21 protein-coding genes are annotated in these 21,918 nt (G+C 35.0%); 16 read left to right on the forward strand and 5 right to left on the reverse strand.

What is annotated here, in order from left to right; genetic code table 11:
• Positions 1-67: 67 nt before the first annotated feature.
• The 3 genes from MHH71_RS26395 (at position 68) to MHH71_RS26405 (ending at position 3,998) form a co-directional block, all read left to right on the forward strand.
• The gene (locus tag MHH71_RS26395; RefSeq protein WP_003198980.1) at positions 68-1,177 is read left to right on the forward strand and encodes a serine hydrolase; all 1,110 of its coding nucleotides are present in this window, start codon (positions 68-70) and stop codon (positions 1,175-1,177) included.
• 228 nt (positions 1,178-1,405) lie between these two features.
• Entirely contained in the window at positions 1,406-2,914 is a 1,509-nt protein-coding gene (gene argH, locus MHH71_RS26400) for an argininosuccinate lyase (protein ID WP_033799021.1), read from the forward strand.
• A gap of 247 nt (positions 2,915-3,161) precedes the next feature.
• On the forward strand, positions 3,162-3,998 hold the full coding sequence (locus MHH71_RS26405; protein WP_006095533.1) for a GNAT family N-acetyltransferase: 837 nt from the start codon (positions 3,162-3,164) through the stop codon (positions 3,996-3,998).
• 35 nt (positions 3,999-4,033) lie between these two features.
• On the opposite strand, the gene MHH71_RS26410 is transcribed toward MHH71_RS26405, so the two are convergent.
• Together MHH71_RS26410 and ric are read right to left on the reverse strand one after the other, a co-directional pair.
• Positions 4,034-4,786 carry a (S)-benzoin forming benzil reductase gene (locus MHH71_RS26410; protein WP_003198974.1) on the reverse strand — a complete coding sequence of 251 codons (753 nt, stop codon included), beginning with the start codon at positions 4,784-4,786 and terminating at the stop codon, positions 4,034-4,036.
• Positions 4,787-4,910: 124 nt separating this feature from the next.
• Positions 4,911-5,618, reverse strand: coding sequence for an iron-sulfur cluster repair di-iron protein (ric, locus tag MHH71_RS26415; RefSeq protein WP_006095534.1), 708 nt, complete (start codon positions 5,616-5,618; stop codon positions 4,911-4,913).
• A gap of 259 nt (positions 5,619-5,877) precedes the next feature.
• Between ric and MHH71_RS26420 the strand changes: the two genes are divergently transcribed.
• From MHH71_RS26420 to MHH71_RS26440, 5 genes are all read left to right on the forward strand, one after another.
• Entirely contained in the window at positions 5,878-6,219 is a 342-nt protein-coding gene (locus MHH71_RS26420; protein ID WP_006095536.1) for an ASCH domain-containing protein, read from the forward strand.
• Entirely contained in the window at positions 6,216-6,632 is a 417-nt protein-coding gene (locus MHH71_RS26425; protein WP_033799022.1) for an NUDIX hydrolase, read from the forward strand. Before MHH71_RS26420 ends, MHH71_RS26425 begins: the two co-directional genes overlap by 4 nt.
• A 68-nt stretch (positions 6,633-6,700) precedes the next feature.
• Positions 6,701-7,318, forward strand: a complete 618-nt coding sequence (locus tag MHH71_RS26430) for an acetate uptake transporter (protein WP_003198966.1) — start codon at positions 6,701-6,703, stop codon at positions 7,316-7,318.
• A gap of 408 nt (positions 7,319-7,726) precedes the next feature.
• Positions 7,727-7,927 carry a cold shock-like protein CspB gene (gene cspB, locus MHH71_RS26435; RefSeq protein ID WP_003198964.1) on the forward strand — a complete coding sequence of 67 codons (201 nt, stop codon included), beginning with the start codon at positions 7,727-7,729 and terminating at the stop codon, positions 7,925-7,927.
• Positions 7,928-8,249: 322 nt separating this feature from the next.
• Positions 8,250-9,095, forward strand: a complete 846-nt coding sequence (locus tag MHH71_RS26440) for an exonuclease (protein WP_033799023.1) — start codon at positions 8,250-8,252, stop codon at positions 9,093-9,095.
• Positions 9,096-10,025: 930 nt separating this feature from the next.
• On the opposite strand, the gene MHH71_RS26445 is transcribed toward MHH71_RS26440, so the two are convergent.
• Positions 10,026-10,754: an RNA-guided endonuclease InsQ/TnpB family protein gene (locus MHH71_RS26445; protein WP_255261231.1), complete on the reverse strand. Its 729-nt coding sequence runs from the start codon at positions 10,752-10,754 to the stop codon at positions 10,026-10,028.
• Positions 10,755-10,861: 107 nt separating this feature from the next.
• Between MHH71_RS26445 and MHH71_RS26450 the strand changes: the two genes are divergently transcribed.
• The 8 genes from MHH71_RS26450 to MHH71_RS26485 all read left to right on the forward strand — a co-directional run bounded on the left by MHH71_RS26450 (position 10,862) and on the right by MHH71_RS26485 (position 19,876).
• Entirely contained in the window at positions 10,862-12,952 is a 2,091-nt protein-coding gene (locus tag MHH71_RS26450; protein WP_006095541.1) for a right-handed parallel beta-helix repeat-containing protein, read from the forward strand.
• Between the two features lie 450 nt (positions 12,953-13,402).
• On the forward strand, positions 13,403-13,954 hold the full coding sequence (locus MHH71_RS26455) for an AarF/UbiB family protein (RefSeq protein ID WP_006095542.1): 552 nt from the start codon (positions 13,403-13,405) through the stop codon (positions 13,952-13,954).
• Positions 13,955-14,117: 163 nt separating this feature from the next.
• The gene (locus MHH71_RS26460; RefSeq protein ID WP_006095543.1) at positions 14,118-14,774 is read left to right on the forward strand and encodes a PIG-L deacetylase family protein; all 657 of its coding nucleotides are present in this window, start codon (positions 14,118-14,120) and stop codon (positions 14,772-14,774) included.
• Positions 14,771-16,099: a glycosyltransferase family 4 protein gene (locus MHH71_RS26465; RefSeq protein WP_018781522.1), complete on the forward strand. Its 1,329-nt coding sequence runs from the start codon at positions 14,771-14,773 to the stop codon at positions 16,097-16,099. Before MHH71_RS26460 ends, MHH71_RS26465 begins: the two co-directional genes overlap by 4 nt.
• Entirely contained in the window at positions 16,089-17,264 is a 1,176-nt protein-coding gene (locus MHH71_RS26470) for a carboxylate--amine ligase (protein WP_033799024.1), read from the forward strand. Before MHH71_RS26465 ends, MHH71_RS26470 begins: the two co-directional genes overlap by 11 nt.
• A 5-nt stretch (positions 17,265-17,269) precedes the next feature.
• Positions 17,270-18,325: a phosphotransferase gene (locus tag MHH71_RS26475; RefSeq protein WP_006095546.1), complete on the forward strand. Its 1,056-nt coding sequence runs from the start codon at positions 17,270-17,272 to the stop codon at positions 18,323-18,325.
• A 38-nt stretch (positions 18,326-18,363) separates the two neighbouring features.
• Positions 18,364-19,692, forward strand: a complete 1,329-nt coding sequence (locus MHH71_RS26480; protein ID WP_006095547.1) for a glycosyltransferase family 4 protein — start codon at positions 18,364-18,366, stop codon at positions 19,690-19,692.
• 7 nt (positions 19,693-19,699) lie between these two features.
• Positions 19,700-19,876, forward strand: a complete 177-nt coding sequence (locus tag MHH71_RS26485; protein ID WP_006095548.1) for a hypothetical protein — start codon at positions 19,700-19,702, stop codon at positions 19,874-19,876.
• A gap of 218 nt (positions 19,877-20,094) precedes the next feature.
• On the opposite strand, the gene MHH71_RS26490 is transcribed toward MHH71_RS26485, so the two are convergent.
• Together MHH71_RS26490 and MHH71_RS26495 are read right to left on the reverse strand one after the other, a co-directional pair.
• Positions 20,095-21,156, reverse strand: coding sequence for a DUF3900 domain-containing protein (locus tag MHH71_RS26490; RefSeq protein WP_006095549.1), 1,062 nt, complete (start codon positions 21,154-21,156; stop codon positions 20,095-20,097).
• 161 nt (positions 21,157-21,317) lie between these two features.
• Positions 21,318-21,644: a hypothetical protein gene (locus tag MHH71_RS26495; RefSeq protein WP_018767401.1), complete on the reverse strand. Its 327-nt coding sequence runs from the start codon at positions 21,642-21,644 to the stop codon at positions 21,318-21,320.
• Positions 21,645-21,918 lie beyond the last annotated feature (274 nt).

Consider the following 21,918-nt stretch of genomic DNA (forward strand, 5'->3'; position numbering starts at 1 on the left):
TTGTTTTGTTTATAACTATATATAACAGATAAAAGATAAAAGATGTAAATTAGGAGAGGGAATTCACTTGAGAAAAGTTATAATATGTGCGGGAATCATTGGTGTATTCGTAGTACTTATATCCGGTAACTTTTTAGTAAAAAAAGTTTGGAGCTCTAATAATGATGATGCTCAATTTATTGCCTCATTTGTTGAAGAACATAAAGATGAAAAAAATAGTGCCCTACTTATAAAGCGAAATGATAAAGTTGTTTATTCTGTGAATCCAGATGTCGTGTTACCAGTTGCGAGCACGATGAAGTTAATTGTTGCACTTGAATTTACGAAACAAGTTGTAGATGGGAGAATTGACCCAAATAGTTATGTGTCAATTGATGATGTAAATCGTTACTATATTCCAAATACAGATGGTGGTGCGCAGGATCGTTGGCAAAAGTATTTAATGAAAACTGGTAAAATGGATGGAAATGCAATTTCTTTAGAAGAAGTTGCGAAAGGGATGATGAAATTTAGTTCAAATGCAAATACAGAATATTTAATGGATCGACTTGGACTAGATTATATTAACCAAAATTTACAAAATCTATCACTTCCTTCACATCAACCGTTATTTCCTATTGTTTCTTCTCTATACATTCCGGGATATTTGCATAAGGAACTGCATATTCCAAAATCTAAATTAGAGAAAAAGTTAAAAGAAATGTCTTCAGAAGAATATCGTCGTTATGCTATGTTAATACATGAACGGTTAAAAGAGAAAGGACCGTTATTACAAAAAGAAATTCCGCTCTATTTAGAAGGGAAATATGAAAAAATATGGTCAGATAAGTTGCCAGCTGCATCCGCAAATGATTATATGGTGCTTCTGGAAAAAGCGAATCATAAAAAAGGATTTACAAAGGCTGGAGAAAATGAGTGGGCAAATCTTGTTGAAACGGACATGAAAGCAAAGAAGTATCGTAAGTCATTCCGGCATGCTGGACAAAAAAATGGGTATACCCCATGGACATTAGCAAAAGCAGCTTATGCCACTGATAAACTTGGGAATTGTACAGAAATTGTATTTTTAGCAAATCAATTGGATGAAGATGATAGTACAGAGCTTCGTAAGCACTTACTGAATTTACAGTTCCAGGTGTTAAAAAGTGAAAAATATGATGCCACTGTTATTAAATAAACCCGATGCGTGAAGCATCGGGTTTATTTTTATCCCGCTATTTGTGGGCAGTAAGACCCCACTGATGGGAGTTTCACTTTATCCCGTAAAGACCCGATTGGTGAGGGCTAATAATTAATGGGGAGATGAAGGGATTCCCCACTAATTATAGTTTCACTTTATACAAGCACCTTTTCAAAAGCTCAGGGTATGATGATTAGTAATAACTGGGCGAAAGGGGAAAAGGTGATGAAACAAAATAAGGAGGAATTTATAAAGAGTGAGGGCGCTGATTTCCCTGGGGAGACCTATGCAAATTGTGTGCTACAGCATGTGTTTCAATTTCAGCGAGATTACTTGTTGCAAGAGATGTTTATGATTCATCGTGCTCATATTATCATGCTTATTGAGCAAAAATTAATGAAACAAAAAGATGCAAAAGTTATTTTAACAGCGTTAGAAAAAGTGGCACAAATTCCAAAGAGTCAATTACTGTATGAGAAGGAGCATGAAGATCTCTTTTTTTTAGTGGAGCATTTAATTGGGCAAGAAGCAAATCATAATTTTGTAAGTAATATGCATATTGGCAGGAGCCGGAATGATATGGGGGTCGCGATGTATCGGATGAGTTTGCGTCGCTATTTACTCCGTTATATAGAGCATTTTCTTCTTTTACAAGAAAGTGTGTTAGAAGTTGCGAATGAACATATGGAAACAATCATGCCTGCTTACACGCACACACAACCTGCCCAGCCGACAACATTCGGTCATTATATGTTAGCAATATATGATACAATGCATCGGGATTTAGAGCGTGTTTGGAAGGTATATCATCTTGTCAATCAATCTCCTTTGGGTGCAGCTGCTCTATCTACTACAAGCTTTCCTATTAATAGACAGCAGGTTGCAAAGTTGCTCGGTTTTTCAAGTGTTATTGAAAATTCATATGACGCTATTGCAAGCGCAGACTATTTATTAGAAACAAGCGCGACACTTATGGTAGCGATGACGAATAGCAGTAGATGGCTCCATGATTTCTTACTACTAGCAACAAAAGAATACAATGGGATTACTGTTGCAAACCCATACGTACAAATCAGCAGTATAATGCCGCAAAAACGGAACCCTGTTTCCATTGAACATGCTCGTGCTCTCGCTAGCAGTGCACTTGGAGAAACTTTCACTGTATTTCAAATGATTCATAATACACCGTTTGGAGATATTGTTGATACAGAAGATGATTTGCAACCTTATTTGTATGAAGGAATCGAAAAGGCAATTCGTGTGTTTTGTATGATGAATGCAGTAATTCGAACGATGAAGGTGGAAGATGAAGTTTTAAGAACTCGCTCGTTTCAACATGCGATTACAATAACCGATTTTGCAGACGCATTAACAAAAAATTATAAGATTCCTTTTCGGCGTGCTCATCGTGCTGCAAGTGATATTGCAACAATGTCTATACAGCAGAAAAAAGAGTTACATGAACTGAATTTCACAGAAGTAAACATATATTTACAAGAAAACTTTCATGTAATACTTTCAGAAAAAGAATGGGATGATATTATATCACCAGAATCATTTGTTGAAAAACGGACTGTATATGGTGGGCCGAGCAAAAAAGAAATGGTACGTATGATTCAAAAGAGGAGAGAGTACTTTAAGAACGAAGAAATTACATTCGAAAGGGAAAAACAACGGATCTCACAAGCTGAAAAAGAAGTAATGACGATAGTCTGGAATATTATTGAATCGTAAAAGCAGGATTTAATGAATGAATCGCCAATATTCTATTTAAATATAAAAATATAAATCCAAATAAACCCCTTCTTTTTAGGTGGGAGAGAGCATACGGCCATGCATAGAAACGGTCAGATCCTTTTCCTGCCTCATGCCAAGGTAAAATAGAGAGAGAAAATGAGTGTAAGTCACCTTTTCTTCTTCGTATCAACGACTTATATGTCGAAAAATCAAAAGGGATTTATATAGAAAGAAGAGATTGTCGATGATTCAATTACAGGTATATAAAGATGTTTCTTACTTTAGGAAGGAAGTCACCTCCATTTTGGAAATGAATGAGCAAGAAAATAATTTATTATTAGGGGTGTTACAGTCTACGGAGAATCCGTTGTTTATGGCAATAGCAAAGCAAAATGAAAAAATTGCTCTTATACTTCTTCAAACTGAGAAAAAGAAAATGATTGTTGCTAAATCCGAGATTTCGCAAGAGGCTATAGAGGGAATAGCGAAACAATTAACAAAGGTGTATCCAGATATACCGGAATTGATTGGTGAAAAGCGAGTGGTGAAACAATTAGCTGAAGAGATTGCAAAATTAGAACAAAAGAAGCTTTCTATTCGTATGAATCAAGGGGTGTATGAATTAAAAAAAGTAAAGAAGAAATGGGGTGAATATGGAGCTTTCCGGCGAGTAAACAGCGTTGAACTACCATTAATTGAAGAGTGGGTGCACCAATTTTGTGAAGATGTTCATTTGCCCACTACGGAAGAAAAAGCAAAACAAACTGCAAACACATTAGTAAGTACAAATCGGTTGTTTGGATGGGAAGTAGATGGGAGATTAGTTTCAGTAGCTGCAATTACAAGGCCTACTAAGAGTAATATTACAATCAATTTTGTATATACACCGAAAGAAGAACGTAAACAAGGGTACGCTTCTAATTGTGTAGCTGCCCTTAGCCAGCTCATGTTAGACCGAGGTTATAAAACAACTACTTTATATACAGACTTAGCAAATCCAACGTCGAATAAGATTTACCAAGAGATAGGATATGAACCAATAATGGAATCTGTATTAATATTTTTAGAACCGATAAGATAAAAGGCTCGCTTATATGCGAGCCTTTTGCTATGAAACTATTTTTCATCAATGCGAATTACGCCGCCAGATTCGAAATGGGGTGTATCTAAAAGATGGATAACCGCTTTAGCGACATATTCAGGGGAGAGTAATTTTCCTTCTTCTTTTAAAGCGATAAATCGATCTAAGTTAGTAAAATCTTCTTTTTCTGTTTGCCGAATTTGTTGCTGCATGTCTGTGTCAACAACACCTGGGGCAAAAGCAATTGTTTTTACTGGATATTCTTTTTCAGCTTCCTCTATAGCGACACATTGTGTAAACATGTTCACGCCAGCTTTCGTTGTACAATATGCTCCCCATCCAAAGTATGGTTTTTGACCGGCTCCTGAAGAAATGTTAATAATACGTTTGTCCACGTTCCAATTTTTCGTATGTTTCATAAACGAAGAAGTAAGGATCATCGGTGCAATTAAATTAATTTGTACATTTGCAATCAAAAGTTCACTTTCTGATTTTTCAATCGGTTTCATTGGTGCGAGGGTACCGGCATTATTAATCAAATGGATAGACGATACGTTTTCTTTTTCAATGGATGAAAAGATTGTTTCAAAATGAGTTTCTAGATTATGTACATCTTGGAGATCGATTGAGTGAAATGTTAAAGGAATATCTTTTTGTTTTGCTTTTTCAATAAGCTTTTCATTTTGTCTTCTAGAAATACAAATGAGTCGTGTATTTTCCTCTAATAATTGTGTAGCGATTGCCTCGCCTAATCCTTGTGAAGTACCTGTTACAATGACGTAGCGCATTTCTTTAAAACTCCTCCCATATTAAATGTAATAAGTGGTGTCGATAAGGTGTTTTATCTACATGTTATAGTATAGAGCATCTTATATAAAGAAATAAATCTCCTCATATGAGGAGATTTATTGTTTATTTTAAGGAAAGTAATCTTTTGAATAAAATGTTGTTTTCAAGATGTACATGCTGGAATAAATCAGATTCAAAATCTTCTAGACGATTATAAACCATACGATATGTGCGGCATGCATGCTCGGGAGGAGTAAAATCATTTGTAATGATTCGTAATTCTTTTATAAGATCGCCAGCTCCATCATGCTCTTGTTCTAATTCTTCAAGCCTTTCAATTGCTAAAATTAAATTTTCTTGAGTTGAATTTTGTTCGTATTTTTTGATAAGCGGGAATACAAGAGTTTCTTCTTTTATTATATGTTGTTCAAGTTCTAATTTTAATTCATGAAAAAGTCGGTGAACGGTACTTAAATGCGACTCTGTTTGACCATGTACGCGAAATACTTTTGTTACATATGGGCTCAGCTGTGGCAATTCTTCTTGAATATATCGATGATGTTTTTGGATAATATGGTCAATTAGTATAGAAAAATTAGCCTCACTCCAGTTTGTAGATTCATTATTTTTTGATTTATATAAAATATATTGTTCATTTAATAGTTTTAAAAGTTCATCAGGAGAAATTTTTTTTGTTTGTGTCGCTATTTCAATTGTTTTGTCCCCGCCACAACAAAAATCAATACGATGTTTTTTAAACAAATCACTTGCTTGTGGAAAAGTGGTAACTATTTCACCAACAATAGATGTTTTAGTAAAAGGTGTAGCCATATGAATCACTCCTCTGTTCATTTGTATGCTTTTAGCATAATGGATAAGAAAAGAGATCGAAGTGATTATAATCACAAATATAATGTAGAATTCATGAATGTTTTGTACATGCGGGGAGCAGTTGTTCAATCTGTTTAAAAAAGTAATGGTGGTGATTCTTCTTTTGAAAATGATATCGAATAAGCCTTGCTGAATTTCTTGCAACAAATGAAAAAAGAGTTGGAAATGCCCATGTATAATAAACTAAGGTGGTGAGGAAATGAAACATAAAATGGGATTATATAATGGGCGATTTCAATCTATTCAATCTGGAAAAAAGGTATTTGAAGTACGCTTATATGATAAAAAGCGTCAGAATATACAAAAAGACGATAAAATCGAATTTACAAATCTAACAACAAAAGAAACAATTTGTGTACAAGTAACTGAGTTAAAATGTTATCAAACATTTCAACAGATGTATGAAGACATTGATAAAGAGTTGCTGGATTGTGCAAACTGGAGTGTAGAAGAAATGCTAGCAAGTACATATGAAATATATACGAAAGAACAAGAGAAAAGGTGGGGAACAATTGCTATTGGGGTTGAAGTAATAGCATGATTCGAAATCGTAGCTCACTCATTTTGATACAAGAAAACACGGTTGCTCTTATAAAACGTGTTCGAAAGAATGAAGTGTATTTTGTCTTTCCAGGTGGAGGGATTGAAGAGTATGAAACACCAAAAGAAGCAACAATACGTGAGGCTTATGAAGAATTAGGCGTGCATGTTGAAGTTCAAAAACTTGTTACGAAGTATGAGTATAAAGGCACTCAGTATTTTTATGAAGCTCGTATCATTGGTGGTGTTTTTGGTACAGGAAAAGGTGAAGAGTTTACAAAGATTGATAGGGGACAATACATTCCAGTTTGGATTCCTGTAAAAGAGCTATTAAATTTAAATATCAAGCCATATGAAGTAGCGAAAATAATATTTCATTGTTACAAAAACGTGAAGTCTGACGACATACAATAAAAACCATTGACATACATACCTGAATTCAGTATTGTATTCAGGTATGTGTTCAAAATCAGGAGGTTTTTATGAGTAATCAAACTACACATCATGTGAAAATGACAACAGCGGATCCATCTGGAATTGGTCTATTTGGATTAGCAATGGTAACACTTGTAGCATCATCACAAAAGCTAGGATTAACTGATGGCGTTTCATTTGTATTACCATGGGCAATCTTTTTAGGAGGATTTGCACAACTTTTTGCTTGCATTCACGATGCAAAGCATAATAATACGTTCGGTACAACTGCTTTTGGTGCGTATGGTCTATTTTGGTTAGGTGTTGGGACATCATGGTTAATTCAACTTGGTGTATTTGGCGAAAAACTGGCACAAGCTGTAGATCCAAAGCAACTTGGTGTTGCATTTATTGGGTACCTAATTTTTACAATTTTCATGACTATTGGAGCAATGGAAACACATAAAGTATTATTTATGATTTTTGTACTTATTGATTTCTTATTTATCGGTCTTTCATTTAGTACTTTAGGTGTTATGCCACATGCTATGCATAATTTAGCGGCGTATTCTGAACTATGTATTTCATTACTATCTTTCTATGGTTCAGCAGCTGCTGTATTAAATACACATTTCGGAAAAGTTGTATTACCAGTAGGAAAGCCATTTGGCATTTTTAAAAAATAAGAGTAGAGGAGCACGAATGACAAGAAGAGTCATTCGTGCTTTTTTTATAGCGTGCCCAGTTAAGCTAAGTATTGCTTACTGGTGAAAGTCTAGGTAAGAACCAACTCGCCTAGTAGCTGATAGGCAACTAGTGGAGAAATTCTAAAGTTGAAGTCCTGGGAGAAAAATGTTGTGTAAAATGTACAAAAAATAGAGAATTCAGCTTTACTTTTATTATATCGATATGATATAGTGATTATAAACCATTTTACTTTTAATAATATAGAGATTTAAATGAGCTGTAACTTCAGAAGAGGATAGCAATGTTAAATCTCCTCTGCGGTTGCAGTTTTTTAATGTCGTTATTATTGTTGTAAAGTGGTCGAAAATGAATATGTACATATAGGTACATTGTAGGAGGATTTTTTCATGCAAAACGGTAAAGTAAAATGGTTTAACTCAGAAAAAGGTTTCGGATTCATCGAAGTTGAAGGCGGAGAAGACGTATTCGTTCATTTCTCAGCTATCCAAGGCGAAGGATTCAAAACTTTAGAAGAAGGTCAAGAAGTTACTTTCGAAGTAGAACAAGGTAACCGTGGACCACAAGCTACTAACGTAGTTAAGAAGTAATTGAATTGAAAAGAGAAGGGCTTGCCCTTCTCTTTTTTTTATTGTGCTTGATTCATTTCATTCTTTCGAATGTATGTTTATCCCGCTATTCGCGTGCAATAATACTCTCACCGCAACATTCGACGAAAGCAAAGAAGCTAGGCGAGAGATAAAGTCAACCTCGCTGATTAAAGCCTTACTCTATATACAAAAAATTTAGTTATTTTTATCTGAATATTCAAAAAATAATCTCGGGATCTTTTTTATAAATTTTGTTTTGTGTATTTGTACAGTGGGGAATATATAATTAAAAATATAATCAGATAAGGAAGAGGGATATGACTTGAATGAACCTAAATATTATATTGTCTTTGATGTTGAACGGAATTTTCGACCTTATAAATCGCAAGATCCCTTGGAAGTGGTTGATATTGGGGCAATCAAGGTAGAAGCAAGTACAGTGCGTATAATAGGACAATTTTCTTCACTTGTTAAACCAACCGCACCTCTAACCCGCCATACAACAAAATTAACAGGCATTACAAAGCAAGATTTAAAAGAGGTAGAAGTGTTTCCAGAGGTAATGGAGCGATTTCTTCAATTTGCTGGGGATGATTATATGTTTATAACATGGGGAAAGGAAGACTATAAATTTCTTGCGCAAGATTGTAAGCTACATCATATAGAATGCCCTAATATAGAGGATGAGAGAAAATTTGATTTGCAAAAATTTGTATTTCAAGCATATGATCAACTATTTATACATACACCAAGTTTAAAATTTGCGGTGGAACAATTTTCTTTAGAATGGGAAGGAAAGCAGCACCGTGCCTTTGCAGACGCTAAGAACACCTTGAATATCTTTCTTAAAGTATTCAAGGAAAAGGATATTTATAAGCGGTATAAACGAAATGAAGAACTCGTACTTGTAAAGAATGGTTTATTAACTGAAAAAGCAAAAAAGAAAATGAAAAGATGGGTATTTAAAGAATTAAAGAAAAAAGAACACAGTCCATTTACTTGGGATGATTTTCAAAATAGCAAGACATGGGGGAATATAACGGAACGATATTATATTGATAATAACACAATACGACTTTTACAAAATTACTTTACTATGGCTGTAAAGAAAGGTGAGCAGCAGTTGCGAGTGTTAGAAGAGATAAATAACAAAATAAATGATGCATAGTCAAAAGTTAAAAGTGTTCGTGTAAATGAATATATAAAGGATTGTTTTTTTTGTTAGGCTTCTTTAATTAGAATAACAATGATTATATACACGTATTTTTTGAGGTGAATAGATGAAAAAATTGTACTTAGTAATAAGTGTGCTTCTAAATTTTATTTTTGGTTTTCTTTTTGGGTATGCTCTTTTAGGGGGGAATAACTGTTTATTCAATCAATTGTCTGTTTAATGGTTGCTCAGATATGGTAGAAGAATGGGTGGGTATTGTTATGGGGTTAGTTATTACTTTGATAATAGGTGGTATTCTTTTTTCGATGATTATATTTACGAACAGAAAGTTTTTACATGCTGTGAAGATGAGAAAAAAACATTATTTTCTTGTCATTTCCCTTTTTTTTATTCTAGGTACTTTTTTTAGTTTTTCTTTAAGATCGAACCATATCGGTCCATTTTAAAGAAAGTGCGGCATTTTCCGTGATTATTCCCCTCTCATCAGTTGTTTCTTACGGACAATTCTCCTTGAGCTGTCTCCCTTAAATTCTGATATATTTTATTTAACTGCTTTTCTTCAGTTCTAGTAGTTATACAAACAATAGCCTGATAGGATATATTGAAGAAATGTCATCTTTTTGAATTCTAATAGTAGGTTTTCGTGTCCGGATATGTATAGTAACCAAGGTAGAGGCAAAGGGATGTGAGTAAAAATAAAAGAGCGCTACAGAATAGCGCTCAATAAAAACTATAATATGGAATAGAGGGTGTAATTGTAAAATAAAACTGGTCTGTGAATGCCCCCTCCTTAACACTCTTACGAGTTGTTTGAAGAAGGGACTTCCTGTTTCATAGAGCGTTGCTGCTTGGGAATCTAAGCAGTCTTACATACTCTCCACAGGCGTCGTTTATACTGTTTGGACACAACCTTGCCCTACAGTTTCATTCTTCGGTCGTTCTCATAAGTAATCGCTCTAATCCTTTTCGCAAAATGTTGAGACTTGCATTATAATCTCTGTCTAACACTGTTCCACACTTTGTACAAATATGTGTCCGAATCGAAAGTGATTTTTCCACACGATTCCCACAGCTAGAACAATCTTGTGATGTGTACGCTGGGTCTACTCTCACAAGTAAACTGCCAAATTTCTCACACTTATACAAAAGCATCTTACGAAAAGTGCCCCAGCCTGCATCAGAGATCGACTTCGAAACTTTTCGATTCCGAACCATCTTTCGAATATCAAGATTTTCTATACAAATCACCGAATACATTTGCGTGAGATGATAACTTAATTTGTGTAAGAAATCTTTTCTTTGATTCGCTACCTTTTCATGAAGGATCTGAATTCGTTCTACTTGCTTCTTATAGTTCGCAGAGTCCTTCTTTTTCTTCGAAAGGTTACGCTGTGCTTTGCGCAGTTGTTTTTCTTTTTGCAGAAGAAATCTTGGATTTTCAAATACCGTTCTATTTGAAAGAACAGCGTATTGATTCAGTCCTACATCTATACCAATTGCATTCTCTATATCAATAGAGGGAGGTACATCCTGTCTTTCGACACTAAAAATAGCGTACCATCTCTTCGATTGGCGTTTCAGAATCAACTGTTTGATCGTTCCTTCTATCGGCCGATGCAGATGAATCTCTATTTCTCCTAACTGTTTTTTTATGAATAGGGTTGTAAATTTTAGTGATTTTTAAAACAGTTTCCTTTTATAGGGACGATTTCTTTTATCAATGAATATACTATTTTAAGAAAATGAAGGGGTGAAGGGAATTGGATTATTTAATTGAACTAAATCAGTGGGGTATAAAAGAAGGATTGCCCACCAAGCCCTATGCAGATGCTGATTATATACAAGCTGATAAGAATATACAGGGAATAAACAGTGCATTACAATTTGCGGCGGTTAACAATTATGCTGAAGTGATTCTTCCAAAGGGGAATTATGCGATCTGTTACCCTCGTGAAATCGCTATGGTTTCTAATATTGACTTTAATTTAAATGGTTCAACATTAAAAGTAATATATGATTCTAACAAAAAATCACCATTCGATAATAGAACAACCACTGATTATTACAACTTTAAAGGAAATAGTGTTGTTTTTAGCAAAACCACTAATTCTCATTTGTTTGGCGGAACCGTCATTGGATGTAGGGATGATAGGAGTTTCTCGAATCCTTTAGAAGCAGCAATGGAGCACACATATGGAGTTCTCTTTCAAAGAAGCTCAAGTTATTGTTCTATGACAAATTGTACAGTTCGCGATTACATGGGTGATAATGTTTCATTTAGCTCAGATTCTATATATAACTATGGTGAATTTGATCAAGGACTTACATTAAGTGCTTTAGATTACACAACTGGACAACCAATCACCTCGGCTAATACACTCATAACAAAACTGTTAAACATACCTCAAGATTTAACACCAAAGATAAATTCTTTCCTTATAGCTGGCGCAGGCTACGCTAGAAAAACTAATTTAAATACTAAAGAATTGGACATCTTCTTTTACGACAATAGCAACAAATTCATAGGGGTTATGAAGAAAAGACGAATTTATACCGATATTTCTATTCCTGTTACTGCAACTAGGTTTAGATTGCAGTATTACAATGAAACCAACCCAAATAAGAATATGCAGATTACTATTATGTTTGGCGGGATTCCCCATCATAATACAGTGAAAAAGTGTGAAATATATAATGGGCATAGGGGCGGTATTACTTTAGGTGGTAGCTATAACAAAATTGTAAACAATAAAATCCGTGATAATGGAAAAGGTTTGGTTAGGTTTTTGGATGGAAAACCGCTTTTCAATGACCCGACTAGATATTCGATAAATATGGAAGATAGTTATGGGGCAAGCTGTACGATAAAAGATAACGAAATTTACGGTAGTTATCATGGTATCTTAGTCGGGTGTTACGATGTTTTAATAGAGCACAATCACATTTACAACATTGATAATATTGCAATCAATTTGTATTCTCTCGTGCATGCAAACATTAAGGATAACTTCTTATACAACTGTCAAAACAACATTGGCCTTATGACTTCTAATTTCAGTGCGGCGTTTGTGAATATCGAAGGCAACAGCTTTACAGGTGGCATCATGAATGTAACTAGTGATTCATACAGGGTTTCATTATCAAACAATCAATACGTAAATCCTGACATGATTGCAATGGGCGATAATTGCACGTTTGATAATAATTACATTATTTTTACAGAAAATCTAGTTACTGCACCGTGGCTAAAGGCAAACAAAATAAGCAGATGTACCTTTAAATCTGTCCCTATACAAAAGGAAATGACGTTTAAAGTGAAAGAGTATGATAATTGTAGATTCGAAAACTTACGAGTCAGATCTGAAAATCCAAATCCTAAGAATGTAGATGTCTGTGAATTCACTAGATCAGAATTTATTAATTGTGAGCTGAGAAATCATATGTTTAACGGATGCCCCATGAACGTTAAGGTTACTAAATCAAAGCTTATAGATACGACCTGTGAATGCGGTATTACAAATGTGGACAACCAAGTATCATACACGTCATTAGAAGAATGCGATATCACTATCAATACCAAAAATAATCTGTTTTTATCAGATACAAACAGACCCTATACAATTTATAAAGCAGCAAATTGTATAGTCACGATAAACAATACATCTTTTGGTGCCTTATTAGCATCTGGCTCAGCTAATGCAGCGAATGAACTAGTTCTGGAAGGAAATGAGTTTGTTTATACAGGCTCCACACCTCTGAATTTAAAATACTATACAAATAAAAATCACATACGTAACTTTGTTGATTCAGACAATATTTTTACAAATATCACTTTACCTACTGTTTCCTAATGAAGACTAAGTGTATGTGAAGCAATAAAAGAAACCGGCTATGTAATAGGAGTCGGTTTTTAATACATAACGTATTTATTCCATGTTAAGCGGGGGCAACCGGTTTAATAGGGTCAGTCGCCCCCGGGAATCGCCTTATCTCTATCAATCTAAAAAATAAACTACCTCAAGATGAGAAAAATGAATTTCGTTGCTATAAAAGGCACAAATTTCTCGTTTTGGGGATATTTGCATTTCTTAGCTTGATGGCAATGGGATGAAGCCCCCACTGATCAAACTTTCACTTTATTGCATTTCAAGGTTTAAAAATAATATCTATTAAAAAACCATATGAATTGAATCAAGTTATAAAAATATATATTAATCTAGGTTACATATGTAAGTGATGAATCATAGAATATGAGGTAATACTAGTGCAAAAACACGAAATACTTATTAAGGAGCGATCAAATGAAGACATACTTTAATAAAAGAAGAATAAGCAGAAGAGACTTGAAGGAATATAAGCTCATTGGGGATGGGAAGGATGGAGAAGTATATCAATTAACTCATGATAAATGTGTGAAAATGTTTTTCCTGGAAGAAACTCGAAAAAAAGAGTTGAAAGCTCTGGTAATTGGACAATCATCACCTATTATTCCACGACTTTATGAATATGGAGAAAATTATATTGTCATGGAGTATATACATGGAATTTCACTTGCACGTCACTTGAAAAAAGAAAAACAGATCACTGAAGAATTAACTGAAAAAATATTAATAATGTTGGATGAATTTAAAAAGATCGGATTTACCAGATGGGACACGGAAGTAAGACACGTTTTAATAAATGAAGAAGGTCAGTTAAAAGTTATTGACCATAAAAGAGCTTTTACCTCAAATAGCAAGGCTCCTATTAAATTATTAAAGGGGTTTAAAAAATTTGGACTGTCACAGGATTTTTTAAACTATGTGAAGAATATACCTTCTTCTGCTTATAATACATGGGTGAAACATAGATAAAAAACCGAACGACCTGGGCCATGCCCTGCACATGCTTAAGGAAGGGGACTTCTGTTGGAATACTGTTAAAAGATGATAAACAATAGAGCAAGCTCTCCGCTAATGACCGTTTCTTTTTGTAGCATCAATCATAAGTTAAGTAGTACAAGGAGTGATAAAAATAATGAGAGAGTGTGTTTTAGTCATTGGTGCTCACCCTGACGATGAGCTATTAGGAGCCGGCGGGACTTTAAAAAGACTAGTAGAAAATGGCTATCGGGTAATTTCAATCATTACCGCTTTAGGAAGAAAAGAGGAAGCACATCACATACAGCAGCTAAGCCGGTGTGCAAATAAGGTAATTGGTATTGAAGAAGTGATATTCCTCGAGCATGCTAATTTAGAGTTAGAATTAATTCCGCTGCATCAGTTAACGAAAGAAATAGAACAATTAATACAGACCTATAAACCGAGTAAAATCTTCACCCACCATTATGGAGATGTCAATATTGATCATTTAATTACTTTTCAAGCGGTTTTGACCGCGACTCGACCTCTGCCGAACCAAAAACCGATAGAATTAATTACATTTGAAACGGTTTCCTCTAGTGAGTGGAATATCCACACGAATGATAAGGCTTTCAAAGCTAATTATTTTGTCGACATTACAGATCAAATGGATTCAAAGATTGCGGCGCTCAAACATTACGATGTAGAAATGAGAGATTTTCCTCATCCTCGTTCATATGAAGGAGTTCAGTATTTAGGAAGAGTTAGAGGAATGACGATTGGCGTACAATACGCTGAAGCGTTCGAAGTGGTAAGGAGGATATGGCGATGAAAAAGAAGCCTATGTTTCCATATCCCTATGTAATTAAAGAAATGGATAAATATTTTGGAATTCATTCGTTCTCATTTCAAAAAAAGAAGAATGAAATGTATGAACGTTATACAAATACAGGGCCAAAGACGGTCCGAAAGAAAAGCCTTTCTATATTAATTGCTACGTTTTGGGACTATCCTCATACTGGAGGTTTATCTAATTATATTACGGCACTTAGTGAAGGGTTAAGACAACAAGGACATCAAGTTGACATTATCTCCCCTAATCAATTTCCTCGGAGTAAAGTAGAGACCCTGCGTGAAGTAATTGTTCCCAGATTAAAAGATTTCTTTAATACACGTTATGGAAGTTATAATAGCATGATTTTGAAAAATCACAGACATATGTATATCTATGAAAGGATGCTTCTTCACAATATCGACTTAAAAAAATATGATATCTTCCATGCGCAAGATTTGTTTACAGCGAATATATTAGGAAGAATCAATGTATATTACGGAAAACCTTTGTTGTTTACACCCCATGGGATGTTTACCTTTAACCGGCTGAAATTTGGTATATTTAAAAAAGGTTCGCTGGAAGAAGTCTATTATAAAACATTAGAAAGAAAGGCCATTGAATTTGCCAATCATCTCATCATTCTCAGTGATTCATTTCGTGATCCGTTAATGCAGCTAGGGACCAAACAAGAGAACATGACAACTGTGCTTACAGGCATTGATTACCCTGAGAAGTATCGCACAAAAAATACATCAGCACACAAGAAGGTCGTTATTACATGTGTGGCAAGATTAGGCCCAAGAAAAGGCCATAATGTATTATTTGACGCACTTTCAAAGCTGAAAAGAAAATATACTGATAACATTAAAGTGCTCATTGTCGGAGATGGTGAGATGAGAGACACTTTAGAAAAGCAAGTCGATTCTTTGGGTCTTTCCATGGTGAAGTTTTTAGGGGCAAGGGATGATGTGCCAAACATTTTAAGCAAAACCGATATTTTTGTACTTCCAACCTTAAACGACAGCCTGCCTATTTCTATCATTGAGGCCATGCATAGTGGAGCTTGTGTCATTTCGACAACATCGGGAGGCATACCTGAATTGGTGAATCACTCCAAGACAGGCATTCTAGTCGCTCCAGGAGATACAGATAAACTGGCACGTGCATTAAAGTTCGTCATTGCAAATCAGCAAGATCGGGAGCAGTTGGGTGAAAATGCAAGAAACTTTGCTAAAAAGCATTTAACTAGAGAGACAATGACAGCTCATATTGAAAAGATCTACAAAAAGTATTTGAGTGAGGAAGAATTCTATGAATCATGAACACGCAGCAGTTGTACTGGACTTAAGTGCCAATGGAATCGGAATCATCAGAAGCTTAGCGAGAAAAGGGATCAACGTTTATGCGTTCGATATAGAGAAACCTTATAAGATAGGAAAATCACGTCTTGCTTCATGTGGAGTATGCCCAAGTCCTTTATCAGAAGAAAAGGAATTACTAACTTTTTTAATCAATTTGGCTAAAGAATTTAAACTGAAACCGATTTTGTATACAGGTGCGGATGATTATGTGGTGTTCATTTCAAAATATCGAATGGAACTGTCTAACTACTATTTATTTTTGTTTCCTGAACATTCGCTGATTGAAGAAATACTGGATAAACACAAAATGTATGAATTAGCAGTGAAGCATAATATTCCATGTCCTAAAACGTATGTGATCGAACATAAAGAACAAATGGAAGAAGCGATATTGGCCCTCGATTTCCCATGTATATTAAAGCCGACTTTGGGCCATGAGTTTCGAAAAAAAATAAATAAAAAGGCCATATTCATAAAAGATCCAGATCAACTAAGAAATGAGTATGAATTGTATCGACAGCATGGAAAGCTCATCATTCAGGAAATCATTCCTGGCGACAATCAGCATTTTTATAAAGTGGCCACTTTTTATGACGACAATATGGAGCTACTAGCGTTATTTTCTTTGCAAAAGAATCATCAATTCCCAGCTGAATTTGGAACGGGAGCTCATATTGTTAGTAAACAAGTTCCAGAATTGGTGGATATGTGTTTACCATTTTTTAAAAAAATGAACCTTAAAGGTATTGGTATGGCAGAGTTTAAAAAGGACCCCCGAGATGGGATTTATAAGTTTATTGAAATAAATCCTCGTTTTTGGTTAACGCATAGCTTGACAGGACCTGCTGGCGTGGATTTTGTTTATATGTATTATTTATATTTAACCAAGCAAAACCCCGGGCCGAGGCTCAAACAAATAGACGGTGTCAAATGGATTTATCTTGTGCGGTATTATTTAACGTTCCGTCACAAGAAAAAAAGAGCTGAAATGACGTGGAAAGATTTTTATGAAGGTTTGCGAGGCAAAAAAGAGTTTGCTTTGTTTGCATGGGATGATCCAATGCCATTCATTAGAAGTGCGTGGTCTCATTTGAAGAACGCCTGGAAACAAAAACGAAAGGAATGAAAACGTTGTACGAGGCAAAAGTATTATTCCATCATTTTGAGAAGTTGAAGATTTCAGAAAAGCTTTCTTATTCAATGGCCGAGAGGGTTGTAATAGACCCTGCTAAAATCGAGTGTCTAAAATCAACAACAAGAATGAGTATCTACAAATTATCTCTTCGAAAGAAAACGAATCATTATCCCATTATTTTAAAAATATATCATTCAACAAACTATAAAAATGAAGTAGAGATTAATGTATATCAGAGAGCTTATCCTATATTGAAAGAGTTTCTTCCTCAAATATACCATGTTGAAAAAAACGGAAATGACACCTGGATATTCATGGAATTTGTTCAGCAAGTACGCGGCCAGATCACCTTCTCCCCGAAACATTTTGACTACATTATCCCCACAGTTGCCAAACTTCACGCACACACATTTGAAGACAATTTTAAAAAGCATAAAGATGTTTGGAAATCTTGGCTTCCTATTTATGAATCAAGCCACATGAGAAGTAATCGAGCCAAATATATTGGAAAGACGATTGCTTTTCTCGATGACGCAGCGAAAGACGACCGGTTAAGGGAGATCATTAAACCCTATCATAAACCGTTAATAAAACTATGTCATAAGGGACCGGATTTTTTCCCGAAACTATTTGAAAATGGTTCATCTATAACGCATGGTGATCTTCATATGCAAAACATATGCAGCAACAATGTGACACCGGGTGCACCATGGAACATCCAGTTTATCGATTGGGAGTCCATTAAATATGCACCCGTCTGGTTTGATATGGTTGTTTTAGTCGAAATATTATTAGGTTTCAGAAAAGATTGGCAGAGCCATGCAGAAGAAATTCGCACGCATTGTGTGAAATTATATACAAAACAAATGCAGAAGAATGGCATTCAATTTAAAACGGCTCCAATTGACCTTTATAAAATGGCGTATTTGCAGAGAACATTAGAAAAGGGATTGCATACCCAGCTACGAAGAATATTTGATAACCGCGGTGGCGAGCTATTAACGTATCATCTTGAAAGAGTTTCAACTTGGGGAAGAGAATTAGGTTTATAAGATAAATAAAATTTTCACATTAGTAGAGTTAGGAGGAGATGCTTCTGAATACAATAAAGGAAGAGCGAAATGAATACATCTGTCCCTTCCATGCGAGCCTGCTAAAAGTCATGGATGAATACTATAAAATAGATAGTAAAAAGAATCATTTAATGGAACCATTTCAGACATTTGGAATCAAAAAGAATCGCATACCAAGTAAAACAAATAAACTAAAGATCCTCTACGTAACGTTTTTGCGATATCCAAATACTGGAGGGTTATCAAATTATATTACTTCCTTAAAAACAGGTTTTGAAAAGTATGGTCATGACGTAGATGTCATCTCACCTACTCAAATGACAGCAGTTCATCTAGAGCAAGATATCCCGCAGGCTGCCGAACATGCAAGGGACTTTCTGCTGCAACGATATGGTACAGTTAATGAAAAAATTATAAAAAACACTAGTTTCATGAACGTGTATAAGTCTTTCTTAAGAGGAAGAGGTCTAGAACAATATGATGTGTTTCATGCACAAGATTTATTTTCTGCCTTTTTATTAGGACAACTAAATCTAGAATATAAGAAACCTCTTTTTTTTACACCGCATGGACATTTTACAAAAAGCCGGTTAAAGTTCGATAAAATAAAAAAAGGATCAATTGAGGAAGTTTATTTTAGTGAAATTGAAAAACAGGGAATAAGAGCATCTGATCAAATCATAACGATCAGTAATTCTTTTCATTCCCCTTTAAAAGAGTATGGCGCAAAGATAGAACAACTGGTTACTGTTCATACAGGCATACATTTTCATCAAGCTTCTATACCTAAACAAGAGTATGATGATAATCTTGTAATTTCCTGTGTTTCCCGCCTTTCTCCCAGAAAGGGTCATGACATTTTTCTCAAAGCGCTCTCGCAAATTCAACAAGATTTATCTAATGTAGAAATATGGATTGTTGGTGATGGTGTCATGAGAGAAAGACTAGAAGACCAAGTACTACAACTTGGTCTCGACAATATCAGGTTCTTTGGCAGAAGAACAGATATACCAGAAATCCTTTCCTCTTCTGCTATCTATGTCTTACCTACCATTAACGATAATTTTCCGATTTCAATTATTGAAGCTATGTTTTCTCGTCAAGCTATTGTTACAACAAATTGCGGTGGTATACCAGAAATGATTCAAAACGGAAAAACAGGGATCATTTGTGAACCGGGAAATGTACAACAACTTTCCGATGCTCTTAAATTGCTTTTAGCAAATAAGAGTCTTCGTGAACGTTTAGGAAGAAATGCTCAGGAATATTCACGACAACATCTAACTCAAGGTGGGATGATTTCAAAGATAGAAAGAATCTATCACTCTTTTATAAGCGATATGTAGAACATGTATGGAACGTCGTAATAAAAGAAATGATGCCTCAATCTATAAAGGAGAAATTCTTCATAGCCAGTTAAATAATAGTAAAGCGATTGAAGTATTAAAATGGAAGCCTGCTTCAGACGTCTCATTTGGTTTAGACCAAACGATTTCTTACTTAAAGAAAGCAAATCAAAGTAAAAGCTGACTTAAAGAAATTTGTATGTATGAAGAATGAATAGATAACTCATATGTGAGGAGCTAGTGTATTTGTCAATTGAAAATCCAGCCATTTTGTCATTAAAAACCCAGCCACTTCTTCGAAGTAATTGAAGAAGAATGGCTGGGTTTTTAACGATTATACGGGCTGACTTTTAGATTACCAAATACAAAAGTCGCTTTAGTGACACTAAAATTTCTTTTATTTTACGTCTTACTCGCAATCCGCTCCATTACTTTCTCTAACTCATCCGGCTTCAAAAACTCAATAGGAGAGAATCCCTTCTCAAACGTAAGTGTATCCGCCTCAATCATTAGTACATATTTATCATTAACCTTGGCAATATGAATCTGTTCCCCAAAATCTGCAAGCAATGCCTTCACAGAAATATGATCTGCCTTTAGCTTTAATTCTATCTCAGGGGTATGCTCCACAATTTGCGCTGTAGCTTCCATTACTTCTTCCGTTGTGAAATGTTCCATAATTTCACGCTTAGGACTGGCGGCCCATACTTCCATCGCTTGGTCGAATTGTTCTCGTTCTTCCGTACCTTCTTCAAATACGTCTTCGATTTGGTCGTATACCATGTCCATAACTTGTGTTTTCATAATTTCTGGCATAGAGCGTTCGTATTCGACGAATTTTAAGAAATCCTCAAAGTAGCGTGCGTGTGATGCTTGGTGGATTTTTAGTTCGCCAGGCTCGACAATGCCTTCTTCTGGCATGTATGGGTATTGAATAGATTTCATATTTTTTGTCGTAATTGCCATTTCAACGTTGCGAATAAGTGTTGTTTCGTCGGAAATGGAAGCAACTTTTGGCTCGAAGTCACACTTCATAACGAATACGAATGGATCGTCAAAGTATTTCCTCAGTTTTGCTTGAGTAACTAAAAATATACCACCGCGTACTGCACTTGTATCGATATATGTATAAACGAGAGGTTCACTCATATCTTTAAAATTCTCTTTCGTTTCTGCAAAACGGATACGATTAAATAAATTATAATGAGGGTTGGAATCGAATTCGTGCCCAGTTTCTACAATAAATCGACCAATCTTTGTTGGGGCTTGTTCGGTTTTTGCATGACGTTCTACTTTTCGTTTAGATATTTTTAATAATTCACCATCTAAGAACTCTTTTAATGGGCTGTCCTCATATTCTTCAGCATCTAACGTTTGAAAATGTTTATATCGCTTATCTGCTTGTTCACCTTTTCCTTCTACTTGTACGACATAGAAGGAGAGGAAGTTTATTTCAAAATCCATATTTATCACCTTGTTTCATTTCATTGACTCTTATCAGTATAGAGATGGAGAAAACTTTCGTCAATTTAATAAAATAAAACGGATAACAGAGGCTTACTATCTGTTAATTTGAAATATAGGAAGGGAGAGTCCCTTCCTATATAGTTCTTTGTTTTACTAATTTAAAATCCATCCTCAAGTGCTGAAAATGGAATGTTTAGTCGATTCTCTACAGTACGTAAACGCTGATTTAATCGATTGAGTCTACGTGTATGACGTTCTACTGTCTGCTGAAGTTGATTTACTCTTTGTTCTAGCTCATTTACTCGTCTTTCTAACTGACGGCCGCCACTACCTGGAAAGGAAATTGGAATTTGAAATTGTCTATTTGGATCATATGGATCAATTTGTTCTGTTTGTTCTATATATGGTTGATATTGCGATTGCCCGTCATATGATGGTTGATAGTTATAAAGGTTGTAGGGGGCATATGAATTATAGGGATACATAAACATCCTCCGTTCTCTAAATTTGCTTGAATTCATCATAATGTATGTGTAAGAGCGGATAGGTGGCACGGCAAATACCTATTTTGAATAGGGTGCTTCATCAAATGTATTTAAGAGAATTTGTGATAAGTTTTTATAAATGAGAATTGCCTATGAAGAATTCCAAAATATTAATGTATTAAAATTGTTTTTGAATAATCATTTGGTATATACTGGTTAAATAAGAGGGGCATTACAAACTTAAGTTTTTTAAGTAAATATGTGTAGACATTTC

It is taken from the genome of Bacillus sp. FSL H8-0534, from assembly GCF_038005885.1.
Lineage (GTDB): Bacteria > Bacillota > Bacilli > Bacillales > Bacillaceae_G > Bacillus_A > Bacillus_A pseudomycoides.

Coding starts and splice junctions, on each gene's coding strand:
- MHH71_RS26470 (WP_033799024.1), top strand. CDS start 16,089: ATGAATCATGAACACGCAGCAGTTGTACTGGACTTAAGTGCCAATGGA.
- MHH71_RS26420 (WP_006095536.1), top strand. CDS start 5,878: ATGAAACATAAAATGGGATTATATAATGGGCGATTTCAATCTATTCAA.
- MHH71_RS26455 (WP_006095542.1), top strand. CDS start 13,403: ATGAAGACATACTTTAATAAAAGAAGAATAAGCAGAAGAGACTTGAAG.
- argH (WP_033799021.1), top strand. CDS start 1,406: ATGAAACAAAATAAGGAGGAATTTATAAAGAGTGAGGGCGCTGATTTC.
- MHH71_RS26425 (WP_033799022.1), top strand. CDS start 6,216: ATGATTCGAAATCGTAGCTCACTCATTTTGATACAAGAAAACACGGTT.
- MHH71_RS26465 (WP_018781522.1), top strand. CDS start 14,771: ATGAAAAAGAAGCCTATGTTTCCATATCCCTATGTAATTAAAGAAATG.
- MHH71_RS26410 (WP_003198974.1), bottom strand. CDS start 4,786: ATGCGCTACGTCATTGTAACAGGTACTTCACAAGGATTAGGCGAGGCA.
- MHH71_RS26480 (WP_006095547.1), top strand. CDS start 18,364: ATGCTTCTGAATACAATAAAGGAAGAGCGAAATGAATACATCTGTCCC.
- MHH71_RS26405 (WP_006095533.1), top strand. CDS start 3,162: ATGATTCAATTACAGGTATATAAAGATGTTTCTTACTTTAGGAAGGAA.
- MHH71_RS26430 (WP_003198966.1), top strand. CDS start 6,701: ATGAGTAATCAAACTACACATCATGTGAAAATGACAACAGCGGATCCA.
- MHH71_RS26490 (WP_006095549.1), bottom strand. CDS start 21,156: ATGGATTTTGAAATAAACTTCCTCTCCTTCTATGTCGTACAAGTAGAA.
- MHH71_RS26495 (WP_018767401.1), bottom strand. CDS start 21,644: ATGTATCCCTATAATTCATATGCCCCCTACAACCTTTATAACTATCAA.
- MHH71_RS26460 (WP_006095543.1), top strand. CDS start 14,118: ATGAGAGAGTGTGTTTTAGTCATTGGTGCTCACCCTGACGATGAGCTA.
- cspB (WP_003198964.1), top strand. CDS start 7,727: ATGCAAAACGGTAAAGTAAAATGGTTTAACTCAGAAAAAGGTTTCGGA.
- ric (WP_006095534.1), bottom strand. CDS start 5,618: ATGGCTACACCTTTTACTAAAACATCTATTGTTGGTGAAATAGTTACC.
- MHH71_RS26485 (WP_006095548.1), top strand. CDS start 19,700: ATGGAACGTCGTAATAAAAGAAATGATGCCTCAATCTATAAAGGAGAA.